Source organism: Lactococcus garvieae, from assembly GCF_016027715.1.
Classification (GTDB): domain Bacteria; phylum Bacillota; class Bacilli; order Lactobacillales; family Streptococcaceae; genus Lactococcus; species Lactococcus garvieae_A.
Window position 1 is genome coordinate 1396515 of sequence record NZ_CP065691.1, and the last position, 16180, is coordinate 1412694.

At 38.1% G+C, this 16180-nt stretch carries 17 protein-coding genes; 2 read left to right on the top strand and 15 right to left on the bottom strand.

The window, feature by feature from the left end; translation table 11 throughout:
* Positions 1–20: 20 nt before the first annotated feature.
* The 8 genes from ftsA to glmU all read right to left on the bottom strand — a co-directional run bounded on the left by ftsA (position 21) and on the right by glmU (position 7601).
* Positions 21–1385 carry a cell division protein FtsA gene (gene ftsA / locus I6G50_RS07055; RefSeq protein WP_004259440.1) on the bottom strand — a complete coding sequence of 455 codons (1365 nt, stop codon included), beginning with the start codon at positions 1383–1385 and terminating at the stop codon, positions 21–23.
* A gap of 120 nt (positions 1386–1505) precedes the next feature.
* The gene (locus tag I6G50_RS07060) at positions 1506–2381 is read right to left on the bottom strand and encodes a DegV family protein (RefSeq protein WP_197908350.1); all 876 of its coding nucleotides are present in this window, start codon (positions 2379–2381) and stop codon (positions 1506–1508) included.
* A gap of 10 nt (positions 2382–2391) precedes the next feature.
* On the bottom strand, positions 2392–3120 hold the full coding sequence (gene rlmB / locus I6G50_RS07065; RefSeq protein WP_197908351.1) for a 23S rRNA (guanosine(2251)-2'-O)-methyltransferase RlmB: 729 nt from the start codon (positions 3118–3120) through the stop codon (positions 2392–2394).
* Positions 3121–3168: 48 nt separating this feature from the next.
* Entirely contained in the window at positions 3169–4479 is a 1311-nt protein-coding gene (pepC, locus tag I6G50_RS07070) for an aminopeptidase C (protein ID WP_197908352.1), read from the bottom strand.
* Between the two features lie 75 nt (positions 4480–4554).
* A complete protein-coding gene (locus I6G50_RS07075) occupies positions 4555–5235 on the bottom strand; it encodes a 5'-methylthioadenosine/adenosylhomocysteine nucleosidase (RefSeq protein WP_004259455.1) in 681 nt (226 codons plus the stop codon).
* 100 nt (positions 5236–5335) lie between these two features.
* On the bottom strand, positions 5336–5614 hold the full coding sequence (macP, locus tag I6G50_RS07080) for a cell wall synthase accessory phosphoprotein MacP (RefSeq protein ID WP_004259460.1): 279 nt from the start codon (positions 5612–5614) through the stop codon (positions 5336–5338).
* Positions 5607–6191, bottom strand: a complete 585-nt coding sequence (locus I6G50_RS07085; RefSeq protein ID WP_197908353.1) for an NUDIX hydrolase — start codon at positions 6189–6191, stop codon at positions 5607–5609. Before I6G50_RS07085 ends, macP begins: the two co-directional genes overlap by 8 nt.
* A 33-nt stretch (positions 6192–6224) precedes the next feature.
* Positions 6225–7601, bottom strand: a complete 1377-nt coding sequence (gene glmU, locus I6G50_RS07090; RefSeq protein ID WP_197908354.1) for a bifunctional UDP-N-acetylglucosamine diphosphorylase/glucosamine-1-phosphate N-acetyltransferase GlmU — start codon at positions 7599–7601, stop codon at positions 6225–6227.
* A 159-nt stretch (positions 7602–7760) separates the two neighbouring features.
* Here glmU and proC point away from each other — a divergent pair, with 159 nt between their 5' ends.
* Together proC and rpsO are read left to right on the top strand one after the other, a co-directional pair.
* Positions 7761–8552, top strand: coding sequence for a pyrroline-5-carboxylate reductase (gene proC / locus I6G50_RS07095; protein WP_197908355.1), 792 nt, complete (start codon positions 7761–7763; stop codon positions 8550–8552).
* Between the two features lie 143 nt (positions 8553–8695).
* On the top strand, positions 8696–8965 hold the full coding sequence (gene rpsO, locus I6G50_RS07100) for a 30S ribosomal protein S15 (RefSeq protein ID WP_004259474.1): 270 nt from the start codon (positions 8696–8698) through the stop codon (positions 8963–8965).
* Between the two features lie 90 nt (positions 8966–9055).
* Here rpsO and pknB read toward each other — a convergent pair whose 3' ends face one another.
* The 7 genes from pknB to I6G50_RS07135 all read right to left on the bottom strand — a co-directional run bounded on the left by pknB (position 9056) and on the right by I6G50_RS07135 (position 16042).
* Positions 9056–10975, bottom strand: a complete 1920-nt coding sequence (gene pknB / locus I6G50_RS07105; protein ID WP_197908356.1) for a Stk1 family PASTA domain-containing Ser/Thr kinase — start codon at positions 10973–10975, stop codon at positions 9056–9058.
* On the bottom strand, positions 10975–11748 hold the full coding sequence (locus I6G50_RS07110; protein WP_004259478.1) for a Stp1/IreP family PP2C-type Ser/Thr phosphatase: 774 nt from the start codon (positions 11746–11748) through the stop codon (positions 10975–10977). Before I6G50_RS07110 ends, pknB begins: the two co-directional genes overlap by 1 nt.
* Before the next feature lie 22 nt (positions 11749–11770).
* Positions 11771–13042 carry a 16S rRNA (cytosine(967)-C(5))-methyltransferase RsmB gene (rsmB, locus tag I6G50_RS07115; protein ID WP_197908357.1) on the bottom strand — a complete coding sequence of 424 codons (1272 nt, stop codon included), beginning with the start codon at positions 13040–13042 and terminating at the stop codon, positions 11771–11773.
* Positions 13032–13985: a methionyl-tRNA formyltransferase gene (gene fmt, locus I6G50_RS07120; RefSeq protein WP_197908358.1), complete on the bottom strand. Its 954-nt coding sequence runs from the start codon at positions 13983–13985 to the stop codon at positions 13032–13034. The genes rsmB and fmt overlap by 11 nt, the downstream gene beginning before the upstream one ends.
* A gap of 386 nt (positions 13986–14371) precedes the next feature.
* A complete protein-coding gene (locus I6G50_RS07125) occupies positions 14372–14851 on the bottom strand; it encodes a nucleoside 2-deoxyribosyltransferase (RefSeq protein ID WP_081168611.1) in 480 nt (159 codons plus the stop codon).
* Positions 14835–15389 carry a TIGR00730 family Rossman fold protein gene (locus I6G50_RS07130; protein ID WP_081168609.1) on the bottom strand — a complete coding sequence of 185 codons (555 nt, stop codon included), beginning with the start codon at positions 15387–15389 and terminating at the stop codon, positions 14835–14837. Before I6G50_RS07130 ends, I6G50_RS07125 begins: the two co-directional genes overlap by 17 nt.
* The gene (locus tag I6G50_RS07135) at positions 15386–16042 is read right to left on the bottom strand and encodes a deoxynucleoside kinase (RefSeq protein WP_004259512.1); all 657 of its coding nucleotides are present in this window, start codon (positions 16040–16042) and stop codon (positions 15386–15388) included. Before I6G50_RS07135 ends, I6G50_RS07130 begins: the two co-directional genes overlap by 4 nt.
* Positions 16043–16180 lie beyond the last annotated feature (138 nt).

The window sequence follows — 16180 nt, forward strand, 5'->3', positions numbered from 1 at the left end:
TTCTCCGTTATTAAGTCGTTTTAATCAAAAAGGTTTGAGAACATGTTGCGCATGCGATCTACAACACCTTCTTTTTCTTCTTCAGGTTCAGCTGCTGGTTGAGCAACGGGACGAGCAGGAGCTTCTGTTTGGTAGAGGTTACTTGCTTCATCATAGTCCGTAGGGGCAGTAGATTGAAGAACAGGTTCTTCGTATTGTGTAGAAGGAGCCACATAAGTGCTATCACTTGCAATGGCTTGTGTTACGAGACGATCAATATCTGTACGCTCACCAACATAATTGACAACACTGATAACCTGAGCAAAGGCTGGGTTACGCAAGCCCATTTCACTTGGAACGAAAAGACGAGTATTCATGCCAATGATTTTAGTAGCAAGATTAACTGTCCCTGGCATCGCCGCAGCACCACCAAGTAGAACTACCCCTCCTGGATAATCCAAGGAGCGATTGTTTTCCAAATCTGATTTAACACGACTAAAAATTTGTGTTAAGCGTGCTTCAATAATTTGTGACAGGTAATATTCTGTGATTTCTTCGGGATCTACTTGACCAACTACATCAACTGGGAAATATTCTTCCTGGCTCGCACGTTCTGTGCTGGCTTCACCATAATTCAGTTTTAAATCTTCTGCATCGCTTAAAGAAGTATTTAAAACGGTAGAAATATCACGCGTTACATAATCGCCACCTTCTGGACTTGTATGCGCAAATTTTAATTGTTGATCGCGTACTGCAGACACTGTTGTTTGTCCTGCTCCGAGATCAATCATAACTGTACCAAACTCACGTTCACCTTCTGAAAGAACATAGTGTGACATAGCAAGTGGTGCGATGACAAGATTTTCTACAAGCAAGCCTGCACGTTCAACTACCTTACGGATATTATGTACAAGAGTTTTTGGACCTGTGTAAATGATACCACGCATACCTAAACGCACACCGAACATGCCACGAGGGTCAGAAATACCTGTAAAATCATCCACTGTAAACTCAGTTGTCTCTACAGAAATAATTTCACGTTCCGGAACAACACCACGCATCAGCGCATTTTGCACTGTTTGCATCACGTCATCTTCTGTAATTTCTTTTGAAGTCCCGATGATGGGTACCATACCTTGGCAGTTTTCCATTTCGAGCTGGTTTGCAGGAATACTGACATTGATTCTGTCAATTGTAATCCCCGCACGTTCTTCGGCCGCGTTGACAGCTTTACGCAAAGCTGTTGCGACCTTTTCAATATCTACAATAATTCCATTTTTTAGGCCATCAGATTTTGCATTTCCAACACCAATTATATTCATTTCATCTGAGACGTACTCGGCTACCAGCACCTTGATGGTGTTTGTACCGATGTCAACGCCTGTATAAAGTCCACTTTTTAGCATAAAAGCGACCCCTTTCCTCACATATCACAATTCATATTTTCAATTTATCGAGTTTACACTCACCTTATATTTTAACACAAAATCACAGTAAAACAAGAGTTCAACTGTGATTTTTTTACATTATGCTCTATTTTTTTCTGCAATCGAAAAAATCGCCAGAGTACCAGACCCTGTATGCGTTACAATCGTTGGACTCAAAGGACGAACGTCAACTCTGTCAACAAGTTTTCGCTCAAGGATTAAAGCTTTAGCCTCTTGTGCTATAGCATCACTTCCAGAGTAAGCAACAATTACACGAGGATAAGTCATGTCCATTCCTTCTAATGTCATGTCAACTAGAGTTTTCACTGCTTTCTTCTTACCACGAACTTTCGACATCTGTGTCAACTTGCCTTCTTTGTCTACAGTAAGCAATGGTTTAATATTAGCCATAGTCCCAACCATAGCAACGGCTTTAGGTATCCGTCCACCACGTGCCAAGTGGTTTAAATCATCAACCATAAATAAGCTTTTCACGCGGAGGATTAGGCTCTCAAAAATGGGCAAAGCTTCAGATAATTTTTTGCCTGAATCCCGAAGATTTACCATCTCTTGTACCAGATACCCTTCTCCTGAAGCTGCTGCTAGAGTGTCAACTATCGTAATTTTAGCTTCTGGAAACTGTTCGAGAACCATATCTCGGGCAATAATCGCAGATTGATAAGTGCCTGACAAGCCTGATGAAAAAGCCAGATAAACGATTTCTTCTTCTGGAGTTTGAGTGACGTATTTTTTGAATAATTCCGTAAATTGTCCTGAGTTAATTTGCGAGGTTTGAACCGTCTTCCCCGCTTTGATTTCACTTAAAAGAAGATTGTTATCTAAAGCATCTTCACCCACAGTGGGATAAGTTTGGTCCCCAATAGTAACAGTCATACCCAAAACAGCTACATCATTTTTTTCCAAATACTCTGCACTCAAATCCGCTGTCGAATCTGTAATAATACGAAAAGTCATTATTGCCCCTTTACATCTTGTTTCTAAAAATTTCATACATTAATACGCTTGCTGCGACACTTGCATTTAAACTTTGAACATGCCCCACCATTGGTATAGTAATCATCTCATCCACTTGCTTTTTAAGATTTTGTCCGATACCTTTGCCTTCATTTCCAATAATCAAAGCAATCTTACCCGAAGTGTTCCACTTGGAATAAGTTGTTCCATCCATATCTGTGCCAAAAGTCCAAAAGCCAGCTTCTTTTAATTTGTCCAAAGTTTGTGAAAGATTAGTCACACGTACTACTGGAACGTGCTGAAGTGCTCCGGTACTTGCTTTAACAGCTGTTGGTGTGATACCCACTGAGCGGTGTTTCGGTATGATGATGGCATCGACTCCTGTAGCATCCGCAGTACGTGCGATTGACCCAAGATTATGAGGGTCTGTTAATTCATCTAAAATCAAGACTGTTGCAGCTTCTTTATCCGCTATTTTTGCCAAAATAGTAGATAATTCTTCATAAGCAAATTCGGCCACACGCGCAACAAAGCCTTGATGTACACCATCTTCCGACATTTTGTTTAACTCTGACTTAGGCGTCCAAGAGATATTTACTTTCTTTTTTCGTGCCAGTTCTTTGATTTTTTCAACATTCTTTCCTCTTAGTTTTTCTTCAACATAGAGCTTATTTACTACTCCCGCATTAAGAGATTCTGTCACAGCATGTAAGCCGTAGATAATATCCGTATTTTCCATAATAATATTATAGCAAAAAAAGATGCCCAGTTGGGACATCTTCCATCTTTAAGCCAAAGCACCCATCGGATCCCACGGCAACAATACTTGGGGTTCTGAATTATAAGCAGCAAGTTCTTCCGCTGTGAGTAAGTCTTTACGTACAACGATTTGGTAAGTGTATTCATCCATCCAAGCGTCGGAAGCAACAAAATATCCTTCTTTACCGACATCTTTCCCCCAAGAATTTTCCACTTTCCACTTTGTAGGTTCTCCATTTTGATCCAAGTCTACTCCTGTCAAAACCATCGCATGCGTCATCAGAGACTCTGCATAATCTAAACGTGAAGCTTTATCTTGTGTAAATTGAATATCCAAAGAAGTTTCAAAATCATAGGCATCTAAAGTCAACAAACCATCTTTACGATTAGAAACTTGGCCGACATCACACCCGAACCAAACTGTCTCTCCTGCTTGCATTTGTTCAATAGCTAACTTTTTAAAGCGAGACATTTCAAGATTCAAATGCTTAACATCGCGAGCTCCTACAACATTTCCAAGAAACTCAACTGTATATGACTTGTTGTAAGGTTTATCTGCAGTTGGGGCATTAATAATTGAAACATAATCGTCAAGTTGAATGTCTACATATTTAGCATAAAACTCTTGGGCACTGCCTGAGAATTTTTCCAGAGTATTTTCTTTATCACGAAAAGCATATTCAAAATTTTGCGGAGGCAAACCAAGTGTGGCAGCCAAAAAGTTAAAAATTTCTGTTAACAGATTTTCTTTAAGCTCATGTACATCTTGCCCTTTTTCCAAAGCCTCTCTTAGCAATTGTGCATCTTGGCGTAATAATTTATCCAAATATTGATTCAGTTCACGAGAGTTTGAAGATGCTGCTGATTCAGGATAAATATCTTTCGGTACTACACCATATTTTTCAAATAGCGCAACGACCATATCCCATTGTCCACCATCTTGTTGAGGTGTTTGTAAAAGGAATTTCAAACGGCGGTCATCCATGTCCAAATTATTGATAATTTGCTCCATAAACCAATTTGATTTTTCATATTTATCCCAAAAGAATGTATAAGCTTGGGAGAGTTCAAAGTTTTCCAACTTGTATTGCCCAATCATTTTATGACGGAAAGTGTTTAAAGCCGCAAACATCCAACAACGACCTGATTGTTTTTGATTGGTTACTTTATCTTTGGTCAGATCGATTGAAAACTCGGGGATATTGTTTGCATGTGAACTACGCACTTCAAGAGCATTAAGAAGACCATTCTTAGTTGCTGCATTTTCGACCGCACGGAATTTTTGATTCCCGGCAAAATTGTCATAAAGTTTTTGTGTAAAATCTTGAGTAATTGTCATTTGATACTTCTCCACTTTCATATATTGGTTTTACCATTATAACTTTTTTTAGTGAAAAAATCAGCTAATTCTTATCTATTCCATATTATTTAGAAAATTCATTAATGTTTCAGCAGATTTGCGACCGGCTTCGATAATGAACTCGTCAAATTTGACATTCGCATCATGACTTGCTGTATCTGACATTGCACGAATAATGACAAAGGGTTTCTTCAAGGCTGTCGCTGCTTGTGCAATGGAGGCGCCTTCCATTTCCACAGCTAAAACATTAGGAAAGTGACGTTTAATTTCCGCAATACGACTATCACTTGAAATAAAACTATCTGAACTTGTAATCAATCCCACAACTGGATTATCTATAGCTTTTTTCAGCTCGGAAATAAAGTATTTACTGCTTTCAAAATAGAGAGGCTGTTGCGCCATTTGTCCAAATGAATAGCCGAAGGCAGTCACATCTACATCGTGATAAGCAAGCTTATCAGCCACCACCACATCTCCAATTTTTAATTCAGGACTTACTGCCCCTGCTGAACCCGTGTTAACAATTCCATCTACTGAAAATACTTCTACCAATAAAGCAACAGCTAAGGCTGACATTACTTTACCGATGCCAGATTGTACTAAAACTACTTCATGTCGCCCAATTGACCCAGTGTGGAAGATATAGCCATGGCGTGTCAGTTTGCTGGCATCATCTAGATTTTCCACAAGCGTACGCAACTCTTCTTCCATCGCACAAATAATTCCTAATTTCATTTTTATTTCTCCTTTATTTTCTTAAGCTTTCAAATATATTATATAGCATAAAACTTTAAAATAAAACCCCACAGTAAGATGTGAGGGCCATGAGTATCTTTTAAAAGTAATACCAGAAAAATAATATACCTATACCAATAACGATGAGCGAGGTAATAAGAAGCCATTTATTTACACGACTACTTCTTTTTTTCTGTTTTGCATTTTCTATGCGACGACTTTTATAAACTGAATTTTTAGATAAGTCACGTTCAAGCCTATCATACTTTTCTGAAAGCTCACGATCATTTTCTAACTCTTCTTTTAGACTTCTTTCTAGACGTCTTCTTTTTCTTTCTGCATCTTCAATGATATCATCTGTCAAAAGTGGTTTAGACATCTAAATCTCCTTGTTTTTTCAGATTTTGAAGTTCCCAGTACCATACAGCCATAATAGTTTTAGCATCACAAATTTGTCCTGCTTCTATCATCATTTTTGCTTCAGGTAAGGTAACTTCAATCATTTCAAGAAATTCTCCCTCATCATGAAGACGAGGACTTTCTACCTTGGTGAGACCTACTGGAAAATAAAGATACGTTTTTTCAGATGAAAAACCTGGTGTACCGTAAAAACTCGTAATTTCTGTTAGACGTTCTGCAGTATAACCAGTTTCTTCTTCTAACTCACGCAAGGCAGCAGCTTTAGGATCGTTTAACTCATCCTCTTCTAATTTACCTGCAGGGACTTCAAAAATAAATTTTTCAAAAGCTTTACGGTACTGCCCTACTAAAATGAGTTTATCTCCAGTTATGGGTGCAACTGCAACCCCTCCATTGTGGAAAACTAGTTCTCTTGAACTCATGCTGCCGTCAGGTAAGCTAACCAAGTCCTTAACAACTTGAAAAATTTGTCCGTGAAAAATTTGCTCACGAGACAAAGTACTTTCTTCAAACTTTTTCTCGTTATATTCTGGCATTTTAATCTCCGTTATCTTTATTTTCTAGTAATCTTACTCACCACGAAAATGTGGTAAACGACGCGCTGCTCCTACTTTCTCAACTTGACGAGAGCGTCCAATAGCAATACTTTCAGGTGCCACATCTTTAGTAATCGTTGAACCAGCAGCAGTCAAAGCATTCTTACCTACACGAAGTGGAGCAATTAAAGTAGAATTTGAGCCAATAAAAGCAAAGTCATCAATTTCTGTATTGTATTTATTTTGCCCATCATAGTTTACGGTAATAGTACCTGCACCAAAGTTTACTTTTTCCCCAACTGTTGCATTACCAATGTAAGTTAAATGACCGGCTTTGGTTCCTTTTCCAAGTGTTGAGCCTTTGATTTCTACAAAGTTACCAACATGGACTTTTTCACTCAAAACAGTACCTGGACGTAGATGTGCATAAGGGCCCACGTTACTCATAATATTCATTTTACTGCTTTCAATCCATGAAGAGCGGATTTCACAATGTGAATGAATTTCTGAATCTTCAATGCGGCTGCCACTTGTAATCAGCGTTTTTTTGCCAATTACAGTGTTTCCTTTAATTTGTACATTTGGCTCAATAATTGTTTCTTCACCAATCTCGATACCCGCATCAATATAAGTAGTTTCTGGGTCAATTAATGTTACCCCATTGACCATATGTTGATGATTAATCCGGCGTCGCATCGTCTTTTCAGCTTGAGAAAGAGCTACACGATCATTAACACCTAAACTTTCATCAAAGTCGCTAAGTGTATGGGCTGCAACTGTCTTATTTTGCTTTTTGAAAATTTCGATAACATCTGTCAAATAATATTCGCCTTGAGCATTATCTGTTGTCAGATTTTCTAAAGCAGAGAAAAGCGCTTTATTATCAAAAATATAAGTGCCTGTATTAATCTCTTGAATGGCTTGCTCTGACGCAGATGCATCTTTTTGTTCAACAATTTTTTGAACAGAATCATCTGAATCACGAACAATACGTCCGTATCCCGTTGGATCAGGTGCCACAGCTGTCAAAATAGTGGCTGTTGCTTTTTGAGTAACATGATACTCAAATAATTCATTCAAAGTTTCCCCAGTAATCAACGGTGTATCGCCTGCGATGACTAATGTAGCCCCTTCTTCATTTTCAAGCAAATCTGATGCAATACGGACAGCATGACCAGTACCTAATTGTTCATCTTGCTTCACAAAATTTGTCCCCTTAGGAAGGGTTTCAATCACTCTGTCTGCTTCATGACCAACTATAACAATTTGTTTTGTCATATCAACTTGGCTCACATTATCCAAAACATGTGCGAGCATTGACTTACCCGCTACATTATGAAGTACTTTCGGTAATGATGATTTCATTCGCGTGCCTTTTCCAGCCGCTAATATAATCGCATATTTTTCCATTCTTATATGGCCTCCAAAACTGTAAAATTCGTAATCTAATATATACAATGATTATATCATATTCTAAGAGTAATTCTAATTATTGTCCTTGATTATATGATTATGCTAAAATATATGCTAAAATGAAGAGAGATTTACTATAAAAAAAATGGAGTTAAAATGAAAACAATTGGTTTTATAGGTGTCGGTAAGATGGCATCTGCTATCATTACCGGACTTGATAAGTCAAATGTCCGTGTGCTTATTTCGGGACGTGATTTGAGAAAAACGCAGGATCAAGCTGATACACTCGGCGTATTTGCCAGCCAATCTCACTGTGAACTTGTGGAACAGTCTGACCTTATCGTCATGGCTGTTAAACCACAAATTCTACCTGACATTATGGAAGAAATTTCACCACTTTTTACTAAAGATAAAACCCTCATTTCTATTGCAGCTGGTTTTGATTTAGAAGCTTTGTCGGATATGTCAAAAACTTATGATTTCCCAATCATTCGTGTCATGCCTAATATCAACGCTCAAATTCAGAAATCAACTTCTGCTATCGTTCGCAATGAATATGTAAGCCCTGAAGTTTATCAATTGACTCAAGAAATCTTCTCTTCAATTGGTACAGTTCATGAAGTGGCTGAAAAGGATTTTTCTACTTTCACAGCTATTGCTGGTTCAAGTCCTGCTTACATCTATATGTTTGTCGACGCCTTAAGTCGAGCTGGAGTTCTTCATGGCATCCCTAAAGAACAAGCAACAAAGATTGTTGCGGAAACCGTTGCTGCATCTGCACAGATGATTCTAGAGTCTGGTGAGGGTCCTTGGACCTTGGTTGACAAAGTTTCAAGCCCAGGTGGAACCACTGTCGCTGGCGTTGTCTCTCTTGAGCAAAATAATTTTGTAGCTACTGTAATTGATGCGATCACTGCAACGATTAATAAAGAATCTACTTTGAGTTAAAGTTTAAGCAAGTACCCTATAAGCTTGTAAAAAAATTAAAAATAGTGTAAGATAAGTAAGTAGTTTTTTACAACTCATTCTTGGTTTCACGCTTTGCCCGCGTCCTACTCGGTATGAGCACTAAATAAAAAGGAGAAAAACTCATGGCAATTTCAAAAGAAAAAAAACAAGAACTCATCAAGCAATATGCACGTACTGAAGGCGACACTGGTTCACCTGAAGTTCAAATCGCTGTTTTGACTTGGGAAATCAACCACCTTAACGATCACATCAAATCTCACAAAAAAGACCATGCAACATACCGTGGATTGATGAAAAAAATCGGTCACCGTCGTAACCTTCTTGCTTACCTTCGTGAAAAAGATGTTCCACGTTACCGTGAACTCATCGCTTCACTTGGTCTCCGTCGTTAAGACTCAAAAAAACTGTCTAAAGACAGTTTTTTTATATTATTATAAATAAAAGTCTTTCAGAATATCTGAAAGACTTTTATTTATAATCTATTACTTTGGTACTTCAGTAGTTGTTGTAGTAGTTGATGAATTTTCATCTGTTTTCTGATCTGAATTTGTATCAGGGGTCGATTCTGTAGTTGTTTCCGTTGTTGTGGTTTCAGTAGTCGTTTCTGTTGTAGTTTCAGAAGTTTGATTATCACTGTCACTGTTGCTGCTATTATTTGCTTTAGCAACTGTCAACGTAATTTTTGTATTCGACGGATTAAATTTGTCCCCTGGTGCTGGACTCGTTTGTGTAACATAATATCCATTCAAGTTAGAGCTTGAAACTTCACTTGCCGAACTTGCATCTACAAAAGTGATATTTGAAGTAGGTACACCTAGACTTTCCAACTGGTTAAGATAACTGATTGCGGATGTTGAGCTCAAGCCACCAGATGTATAATCAATTGCTGGCATTGTTACTGTATCACCTTCAGAGACATCAAAACTGATTTGACCATCCCCAGTTGGATCGAAGAAATTACCTTTTGCTGGTGTTTGCTTCACAATCGTACCTGAAGGTTCTGAACTTGTGACGTAATTTATGCTAATTTGATTTTTACTGATGTTTTTGTTCACCATCAAATCATCAACGACATCTTGGTATTTTTTACCAACATAATCTTCCATCTTGAAGCCATTAGCTCCTTGGGAAATATAAATATCTACTTTACTATTTTTACGTACATTTGATCCAGCCTCAGGATTTGTACGCGTAACTTTGTCTTTTTCAACACTGGTGCTTAACTCTTGGATAATATTACCAACTGTAAGATTTTTTTCTTTAATCGTAGTTTCTGCTTCTTCTTGAGTCATATTTGTGACATCTGGTACAGAGACATTTTGTGGGGTTGTAATTATCCAAGCAGCCACTCCACCGCCTATTAGCAAAAGAGCAAGGACAATCCAAGCGATTAAAGCTTTACGAGATTTTTTCTTCTTTGGTGCTTCAGTTACTGGTTTATCTGCTTTTTTCTCAACTTCATCTGAATCTTTATTGATTAAAGGCTTCGTATCATAAGGATTGATGAGCTTGCTAGGTAAAGCCTTCGTCGCATCCAAATCCTTATCAAAAGTAAGTTTAGGTTCCCCTTTCCGATCAAGACTGGTTGAAGTTGCCAAGTCTGTCATCATTTCTTCAACATTCGCGTAACGATTATGGATATCTTTAGCAGTTGCTTTAATCACTACATTTTCTAATGCCTGAGGAACATCCTTATTAATATTAATAATGCTAGGTACATTTTCTTGGAAATGCTTCAAAGCAATAGCCACAGCAGAATCACCATCAAACGGAATTTGTCCTGTTAATAACTCAAATAGGATAATCCCAATCGCATAGATATCTGACTGAAGCGTAGCATTCGCACCACGCGCTTGTTCAGGAGAAAGATAATGCACACTCCCAAACATTGTATTTGTCTGTGTCAGGCTTGTTTCTGTCAACGCCTTAGCGATACCAAAATCAGTGACCTTAACATTCCCACTTTGCGAAAGCAAGACGTTTTGGGGCTTCAAGTCACGGTGAATAATTCCATGTGTATGTGCACATTCCATAGCGGAAAGGATTTCTGTAGTTATATTGACAGCTTCTTCATTTGATAAAGGGGCGTGCTCGTTAATATACTGTTTCAGAGTCATACCATCAACATATTCCATAACGATATATTGTTGACTTTCAGACTCTCCTACATCAGAAATGCTGACAATGTTTGGATGTGAAAGTTCTGCCATCGCGAACGCTTCTCTCTGGAAACGGGCAATAGCGATATTATCATTTTCAAAATTTGAACGTAATACTTTTATAGCGACTTGTCGATTATCAAGATATGTATCTTCTCCTTGATAAACGTTTGCCATACCACCACGCCCAACTTCTTTGATAATTTTGTAGCGATCTGCGAAGATTTTTCCGATTTGAATCATCAGTCAACCTCCCCATCTTCATTGAGTGCCACTGACTGTTCATCAATTTTTACTAAAATTACTGTGATATTATCATGTCCGCCAGCCTCATTAGCAAGAGCAACCAATGTCTCAGTCTTCTCAGCTATAGTAGCATCTGAATAGACAACTTCTAAAATTTCTTCTGAAGAAATCATATTTGTCAGCCCATCAGAATTCATCAAAAGATAATCGCCTGCTTGGACTTCCACAGCTTGAAGATCTGCTTGAACTTCAGCTGACTGTCCTAATGAACGTGTAATGATATTTTTATTAGGATGAATTTCCGCTTCTTCTTCAGTAATCTGACCGGCATCTACAAGTTCCTGTACCAAAGAATGGTCCGTTGTTATCTTTTGTAATTCACCATCGCGTATCAAGTAAGTACGGCTATCGCCAACGTGAGCTGAAATAACTTGCCCTTCTTGCATAACTAAAACTTCAAGCGTTGTGCCCATACCCTGATATTCATCAAGTTTACCTAGGTCTGCAATATTTTCACTTTCATTGCGAATTTGATTGCGCAACCAAGTTTCCAATGTTGCGATTGGTGTGCCATCATCAAAAAATGACTCCGACCAAAGTTTGCCCAAATCTTCCACTGTTAATTTACTGGCGACATTTCCTGCCTTATGACCGCCCATACCATCTGCCAAAAGAAAAAGACGGTAACCTGCACGGTTTACGTACGTACCAGCGAAGTCCTGGTTAGCAGTACGTTTCATACCAATATCTGATAAAATACTATATTCCACTTTTGCTCCTTGTTATAAAGAATTAAAGTTTTCTGAACTTCGCAATAAAGAAACCATCAGTATGATACATCTCTGGTGTGATAAAAATACAACCTTCTGTGATGATATCTTCTTTTTCATGCGAGATTTCAACCTGTTCAAATTCTGGATGAGATTCAAGGAATTTCTTAACAACCTCAAAGTTTTCCTCATCAAAAATTGTGCAGGTACTGTAAACCATTATACCATTTTTCTTCAGCTTTTTCGAAGCACTATCCAAAATTTTCAACTGAAGTTCTTGCAAATCAAGAAAATCCGAACTTTCTTTACGATACCGTATATCTGGTTTCCGACGAATCAGGCCTACACCCGAACAAGGGGCATCCACGAGTATACGATCAAAGTCTTCTTCATCAGCAAACCGTTCTGCAATCTGAGTAGCATCTGCTTTTACTGTCGTAATTTTTTCCCAAACACCTTGACGCTCAGCATTATCTTCAATAAGTTTCAACTTATGATCATATAAGTCACAAGCTGTCACATGACCAGTTTCGAGATATTGAGCAATATGCGTGGTTTTACCACCAGGTGCGGCACAGGCATCTAGCACACGCTCATTTCCAGTTAATTCAAGTTGAGGAGCCACTAACTGACTTGTCTCATCTTGAATCGTAATTTTCCCATCAATAAACTCTTGTGTATGGGCAAAGTTACCGTGGTCTGCAACACGTCCGACGGGGGAAAGTTCTGAAGGCTGTGTTCCTGGAAGATCCACCTGTGCATCAATTATTCTTAGACTTGCTTTACTTGGTTTTTCCAAACTTTCTAGAATGACCCCTGTTCGTTTACCACCAAATTGTTTAACCATCTTGTCCAAGAGAAGTTTAGGCATGGAATATTTTACTTCCCACGTTTTTGGTTCTTCATTTCTTCGCTCTGAGCGCATAAAATTACGCAATACTGCATTAACAAAATTACCCGCTTGTTGCCCATCCCTGCGTTTTGCAATTTTTACCGCCTCGTCAACTGCTGCCGAAGTTGGTACTTTATCCATAAAAAGAACTTGGTAGATTGTCATCACCAAAAGCATTTTGGCCCATGGTTTCGGTTGTTTCTTAAAGAAAGGTTCCAAATACCACTCTAACAGTCTTTCTTTAGAAACTACGCCATAGACTAGTGCTGTGACAAAATTACGATCTAATTCTGAAAGCTCCGCTTCACGTAAAGTTCTATCCAAGGCAATGTTGGCATAAGCATCATTTCCAAAAATATCATTGAGCACATTGAGTGCGACTTGTCTTGCATTATTTGCCAAATTGATCACCTATATTTACTTTCTGTCCTAAACCATTAAGGAAGCTAACAATGTCCATTTTTGGTTTTCCTGCGGGTTGAACTTCAAGAAGTTCCAAAGCTCCTGAGCCTGTTGCTATCAGCAGAGATTTTTTTGTTTTATCAATAATTTGTCCGGGTTGCCCACTTTTTTCGGTCTCTACAGGGCGACTCGCGTAGATTTTAAAGCGACCTTCATTCCAGAGCGTATGAGCCACAGGAAAGGGATTCATCCCGCGAATCTGATTAAAGATTTGGCGGTTTGTTTTGTTCCAGTCAATTCTTTCTTCTTCTGGGCTAATATTTGGAGAAAATGTCGCTTGACTTTCATCTTGTGCTTGGGGTTGTATCTCACCCGCAACATATTTTGGTAAAGTTTCGAGAAGAAGATCGCGTCCAACAACTGCTAATTTTTCAAACATTGTGCCAACATTGTCTTCTTCTAAGATAGGAATAGAATCTTTAGCAACCATATCCCCAGCATCCATTTTTCTTACCATTTCCATGATGGTTACTCCTGCTTCTTTTTCACCATTCATAATAGCATAATGAATAGGAGCTCCACCCCGATACTTAGGCAGTAAAGAAGCATGAACGTTTACTGCAAAAGCCATAGCATCCAATAATTTACCAGGTAAAAATTGTCCAAAGGCGGCTGTCACAATCCCTGCTCCTTGAGCGCCAAAGTTTATTAGTTCTTCCATCTCAGGAGAGCCTGATAATTTTTCCGGCTGTAAAATTTTTAAACCAGACTCCAGTGCTAGCTCTTTAACGGGTGTCATCCGTAATTCTTGCTTACGTCCTACTTTGCGATCTGGTTGTGTCACAACAGCTAAGATGTCATACTCTTGACTAGAAATCAAACCTTTCAAGACCGTTTGTGAGAACTGAGGAGTCCCCATAAAAATTATTTTTGTTTTTGTCATAATGTCCATTTTAACACATTGTCCCTTCTACTTCTCCCCTGTGCCCTCCTAAAGAGCTACAATCACTCTTCCTGTTGCCAAAGAAAAATAGAGGACTTGTATTTTTATCCTCCTGATTTAATTTTTCAAGCTATTAAATAATATACATGTGTCACTAATTATATCATTTTCTCAGGCCTTATTTCTTAATCCTACCACACAAAAATAATTATATTTTACTTGCGGAGCTTACGGTTCTATTTTTACTTCTGTTATAAGGTATTCTGCAATATCTAAACTCTACTCTAGGCCGATATTTTCACCTTTAAATTATTGCTTATTTTACTGCAAAAAAAAGAGGTAAATAATCCTCTTTTTGTCAAAAATATCTTAATAAATGGTTTGAATTATATATATTTACCTGAATATGGAATCGGTTGTGCTGTTAAGAAATCATACTGCGCAACTTGATCCGCATCTGTAAAAAAGGCTGTATTTCTCTCTGTCAGCATAATATTTCCTGGGCCCTCTTCTTCAAAACGGACCAGATAAGTAGGCATTCCTTTAGCTATGGCATAGCCAAGTTCCCAAGCTGTACCAGAATCTGTATCCTGTCCATCATAATCCAGAATAGCTACGATAACATCCGCTGCTTCAACCTCTTTAACATCATTTTCCATTGTCGCCTTGGCCCATACTGGGGTAAACTCTTCTACATCGTCGGGCAGACCTTCTGGACGTTGACAACGCATGGGGCTAAAGTAAGATGCAACTGTTTCATTTTTAGAAAGTGCTTCTTCTAATTGTTCTACTTTTTGAATCTGATTGTCACTAAAAAAGGGGGCTGCAAGATAAACTTTTACGGCTTGCTCAAACGGCTTGTTCATAATTTAATTCTCCTAATAATTGCATGGCTTGTTCTGTTGTTTCTACCAGATGAACTGCTTCAAGAACTTCTGTTGAAAGCATTTCTTCTTGAGCTTGGAGTTGAATCATGTTAAACAGAGGCAGATAAAATTCGTTATCAATAAAAATAACGGGACGAATTTCTGTTTGTCCGATACTCATTTCTGTCAAAAGTTGAAATACTTCTTCCATCGTACCAAAACCTCCAGGTAAGATGATAAAGGCTTCTCCTAAGTCAATTAACTTACGTTTGCGTTCATCCATATTTTTAGCTAAATAAAGCTCTGTCGCATTTTCTCTTGGAGGCTCTAGTGGCAAGAGACCATCTGGATATACAGCAATAACTTGCCCCTTATTTCTTAAAACAGCCTCGGAGACAGCTCCCATACAACCTTCTTGAGAGCCTCCATAGACCAAGGTATGACCACAGCGTGTGATTTCTTCACCTAGCTTCTTGCTACGTTGTATATGTGCAGGACTTTTCCCATCACGAGCAGATAAAAAAACAGTCAAATTCATTTGCTCTTTTCCCCCTCAATTTCTGCTAATTTATTTTTGATCTGTTGAATAACATACACTTTAGCTGTCTCATCTTCTACAAAATCATATTTATCACCATCAATTTGGATTTTAGGACAGATATCAAACTCTTCAAACCATTTTTCATATCTCTTATTCAACTCTTGATAATAAGCATAAAGCGAACTGTCATAGTCTAACTGCTCAAACTCTCGTCCCCGTTTTTGAATACGTTCCAACATTTTTTCAAAAGAAACACTCACATGGATTAACAAGTCTGGACGCTTTTTAAAGGTTAACGTATTAATTTCCTCAAGCATATTACTTAATAATGAATCATAAACTTCTACTTCAATATCTGTAGCACGTCCCAAATCAGCATTTAAATGAAAAAGTAAACTGTCTTCATAGATAGAGCGGTCCAATACATTGTTATTATGAGAGAGAGCTCGTTTTATAGAATCAAATCTTTTATTCAAAAAGTAGATTTGTAATAAAAAGGCGTATTTTTGAGGATCTTTATAAAATAAAGGTAAAACCTCATTATCGTCTACACTCTCATAAAAAGCTTCGGTTCCTAATTCTTCTGCTAACATTTCAGTGAGCGAACTCTTGCCAGCTCCAATCGTTCCAGCTAATACTAACACTGCCATCTTTTCCTTCCTAACTTCTGCTAATCTAATCCCTTAGACTAGAATATTTATATCGAAAAGGCTCATTGCTTGTTAAATAAATGAACCATTATTTGCATTTAAATGTATAACCACACTTTAAAAGGTCTTAAGACACAA

Bases quoted from the DNA above. Each gene is read 5' to 3' on its own strand.
- I6G50_RS07135 (WP_004259512.1), bottom strand. From the start codon at position 16,042: ATGGCAGTGTTAGTATTAGCTGGAACGATTGGAGCTGGCAAGAGTTCG.
- pepC (WP_197908352.1), bottom strand. From the start codon at position 4,479: ATGACAATTACTCAAGATTTTACACAAAAACTTTATGACAATTTTGCC.
- rpsO (WP_004259474.1), top strand. From the start codon at position 8,696: ATGGCAATTTCAAAAGAAAAAAAACAAGAACTCATCAAGCAATATGCA.
- macP (WP_004259460.1), bottom strand. From the start codon at position 5,614: ATGTCTAAACCACTTTTGACAGATGATATCATTGAAGATGCAGAAAGA.
- pknB (WP_197908356.1), bottom strand. From the start codon at position 10,975: ATGATTCAAATCGGAAAAATCTTCGCAGATCGCTACAAAATTATCAAA.
- I6G50_RS07125 (WP_081168611.1), bottom strand. From the start codon at position 14,851: ATGAACAAGCCGTTTGAGCAAGCCGTAAAAGTTTATCTTGCAGCCCCC.
- ftsA (WP_004259440.1), bottom strand. From the start codon at position 1,385: ATGCTAAAAAGTGGACTTTATACAGGCGTTGACATCGGTACAAACACC.
- fmt (WP_197908358.1), bottom strand. From the start codon at position 13,985: ATGACAAAAACAAAAATAATTTTTATGGGGACTCCTCAGTTCTCACAA.
- I6G50_RS07075 (WP_004259455.1), bottom strand. From the start codon at position 5,235: ATGAAATTAGGAATTATTTGTGCGATGGAAGAAGAGTTGCGTACGCTT.
- glmU (WP_197908354.1), bottom strand. From the start codon at position 7,601: ATGGAAAAATATGCGATTATATTAGCGGCTGGAAAAGGCACGCGAATG.
- rlmB (WP_197908351.1), bottom strand. From the start codon at position 3,120: ATGGAAAATACGGATATTATCTACGGCTTACATGCTGTGACAGAATCT.
- I6G50_RS07060 (WP_197908350.1), bottom strand. From the start codon at position 2,381: ATGACTTTTCGTATTATTACAGATTCGACAGCGGATTTGAGTGCAGAG.
- I6G50_RS07130 (WP_081168609.1), bottom strand. From the start codon at position 15,389: ATGAATTTGACTGTTTTTTTATCTGCTCGTGATGGGAAAAGTCCTGCA.
- I6G50_RS07085 (WP_197908353.1), bottom strand. From the start codon at position 6,191: ATGCCAGAATATAACGAGAAAAAGTTTGAAGAAAGTACTTTGTCTCGT.
- proC (WP_197908355.1), top strand. From the start codon at position 7,761: ATGAAAACAATTGGTTTTATAGGTGTCGGTAAGATGGCATCTGCTATC.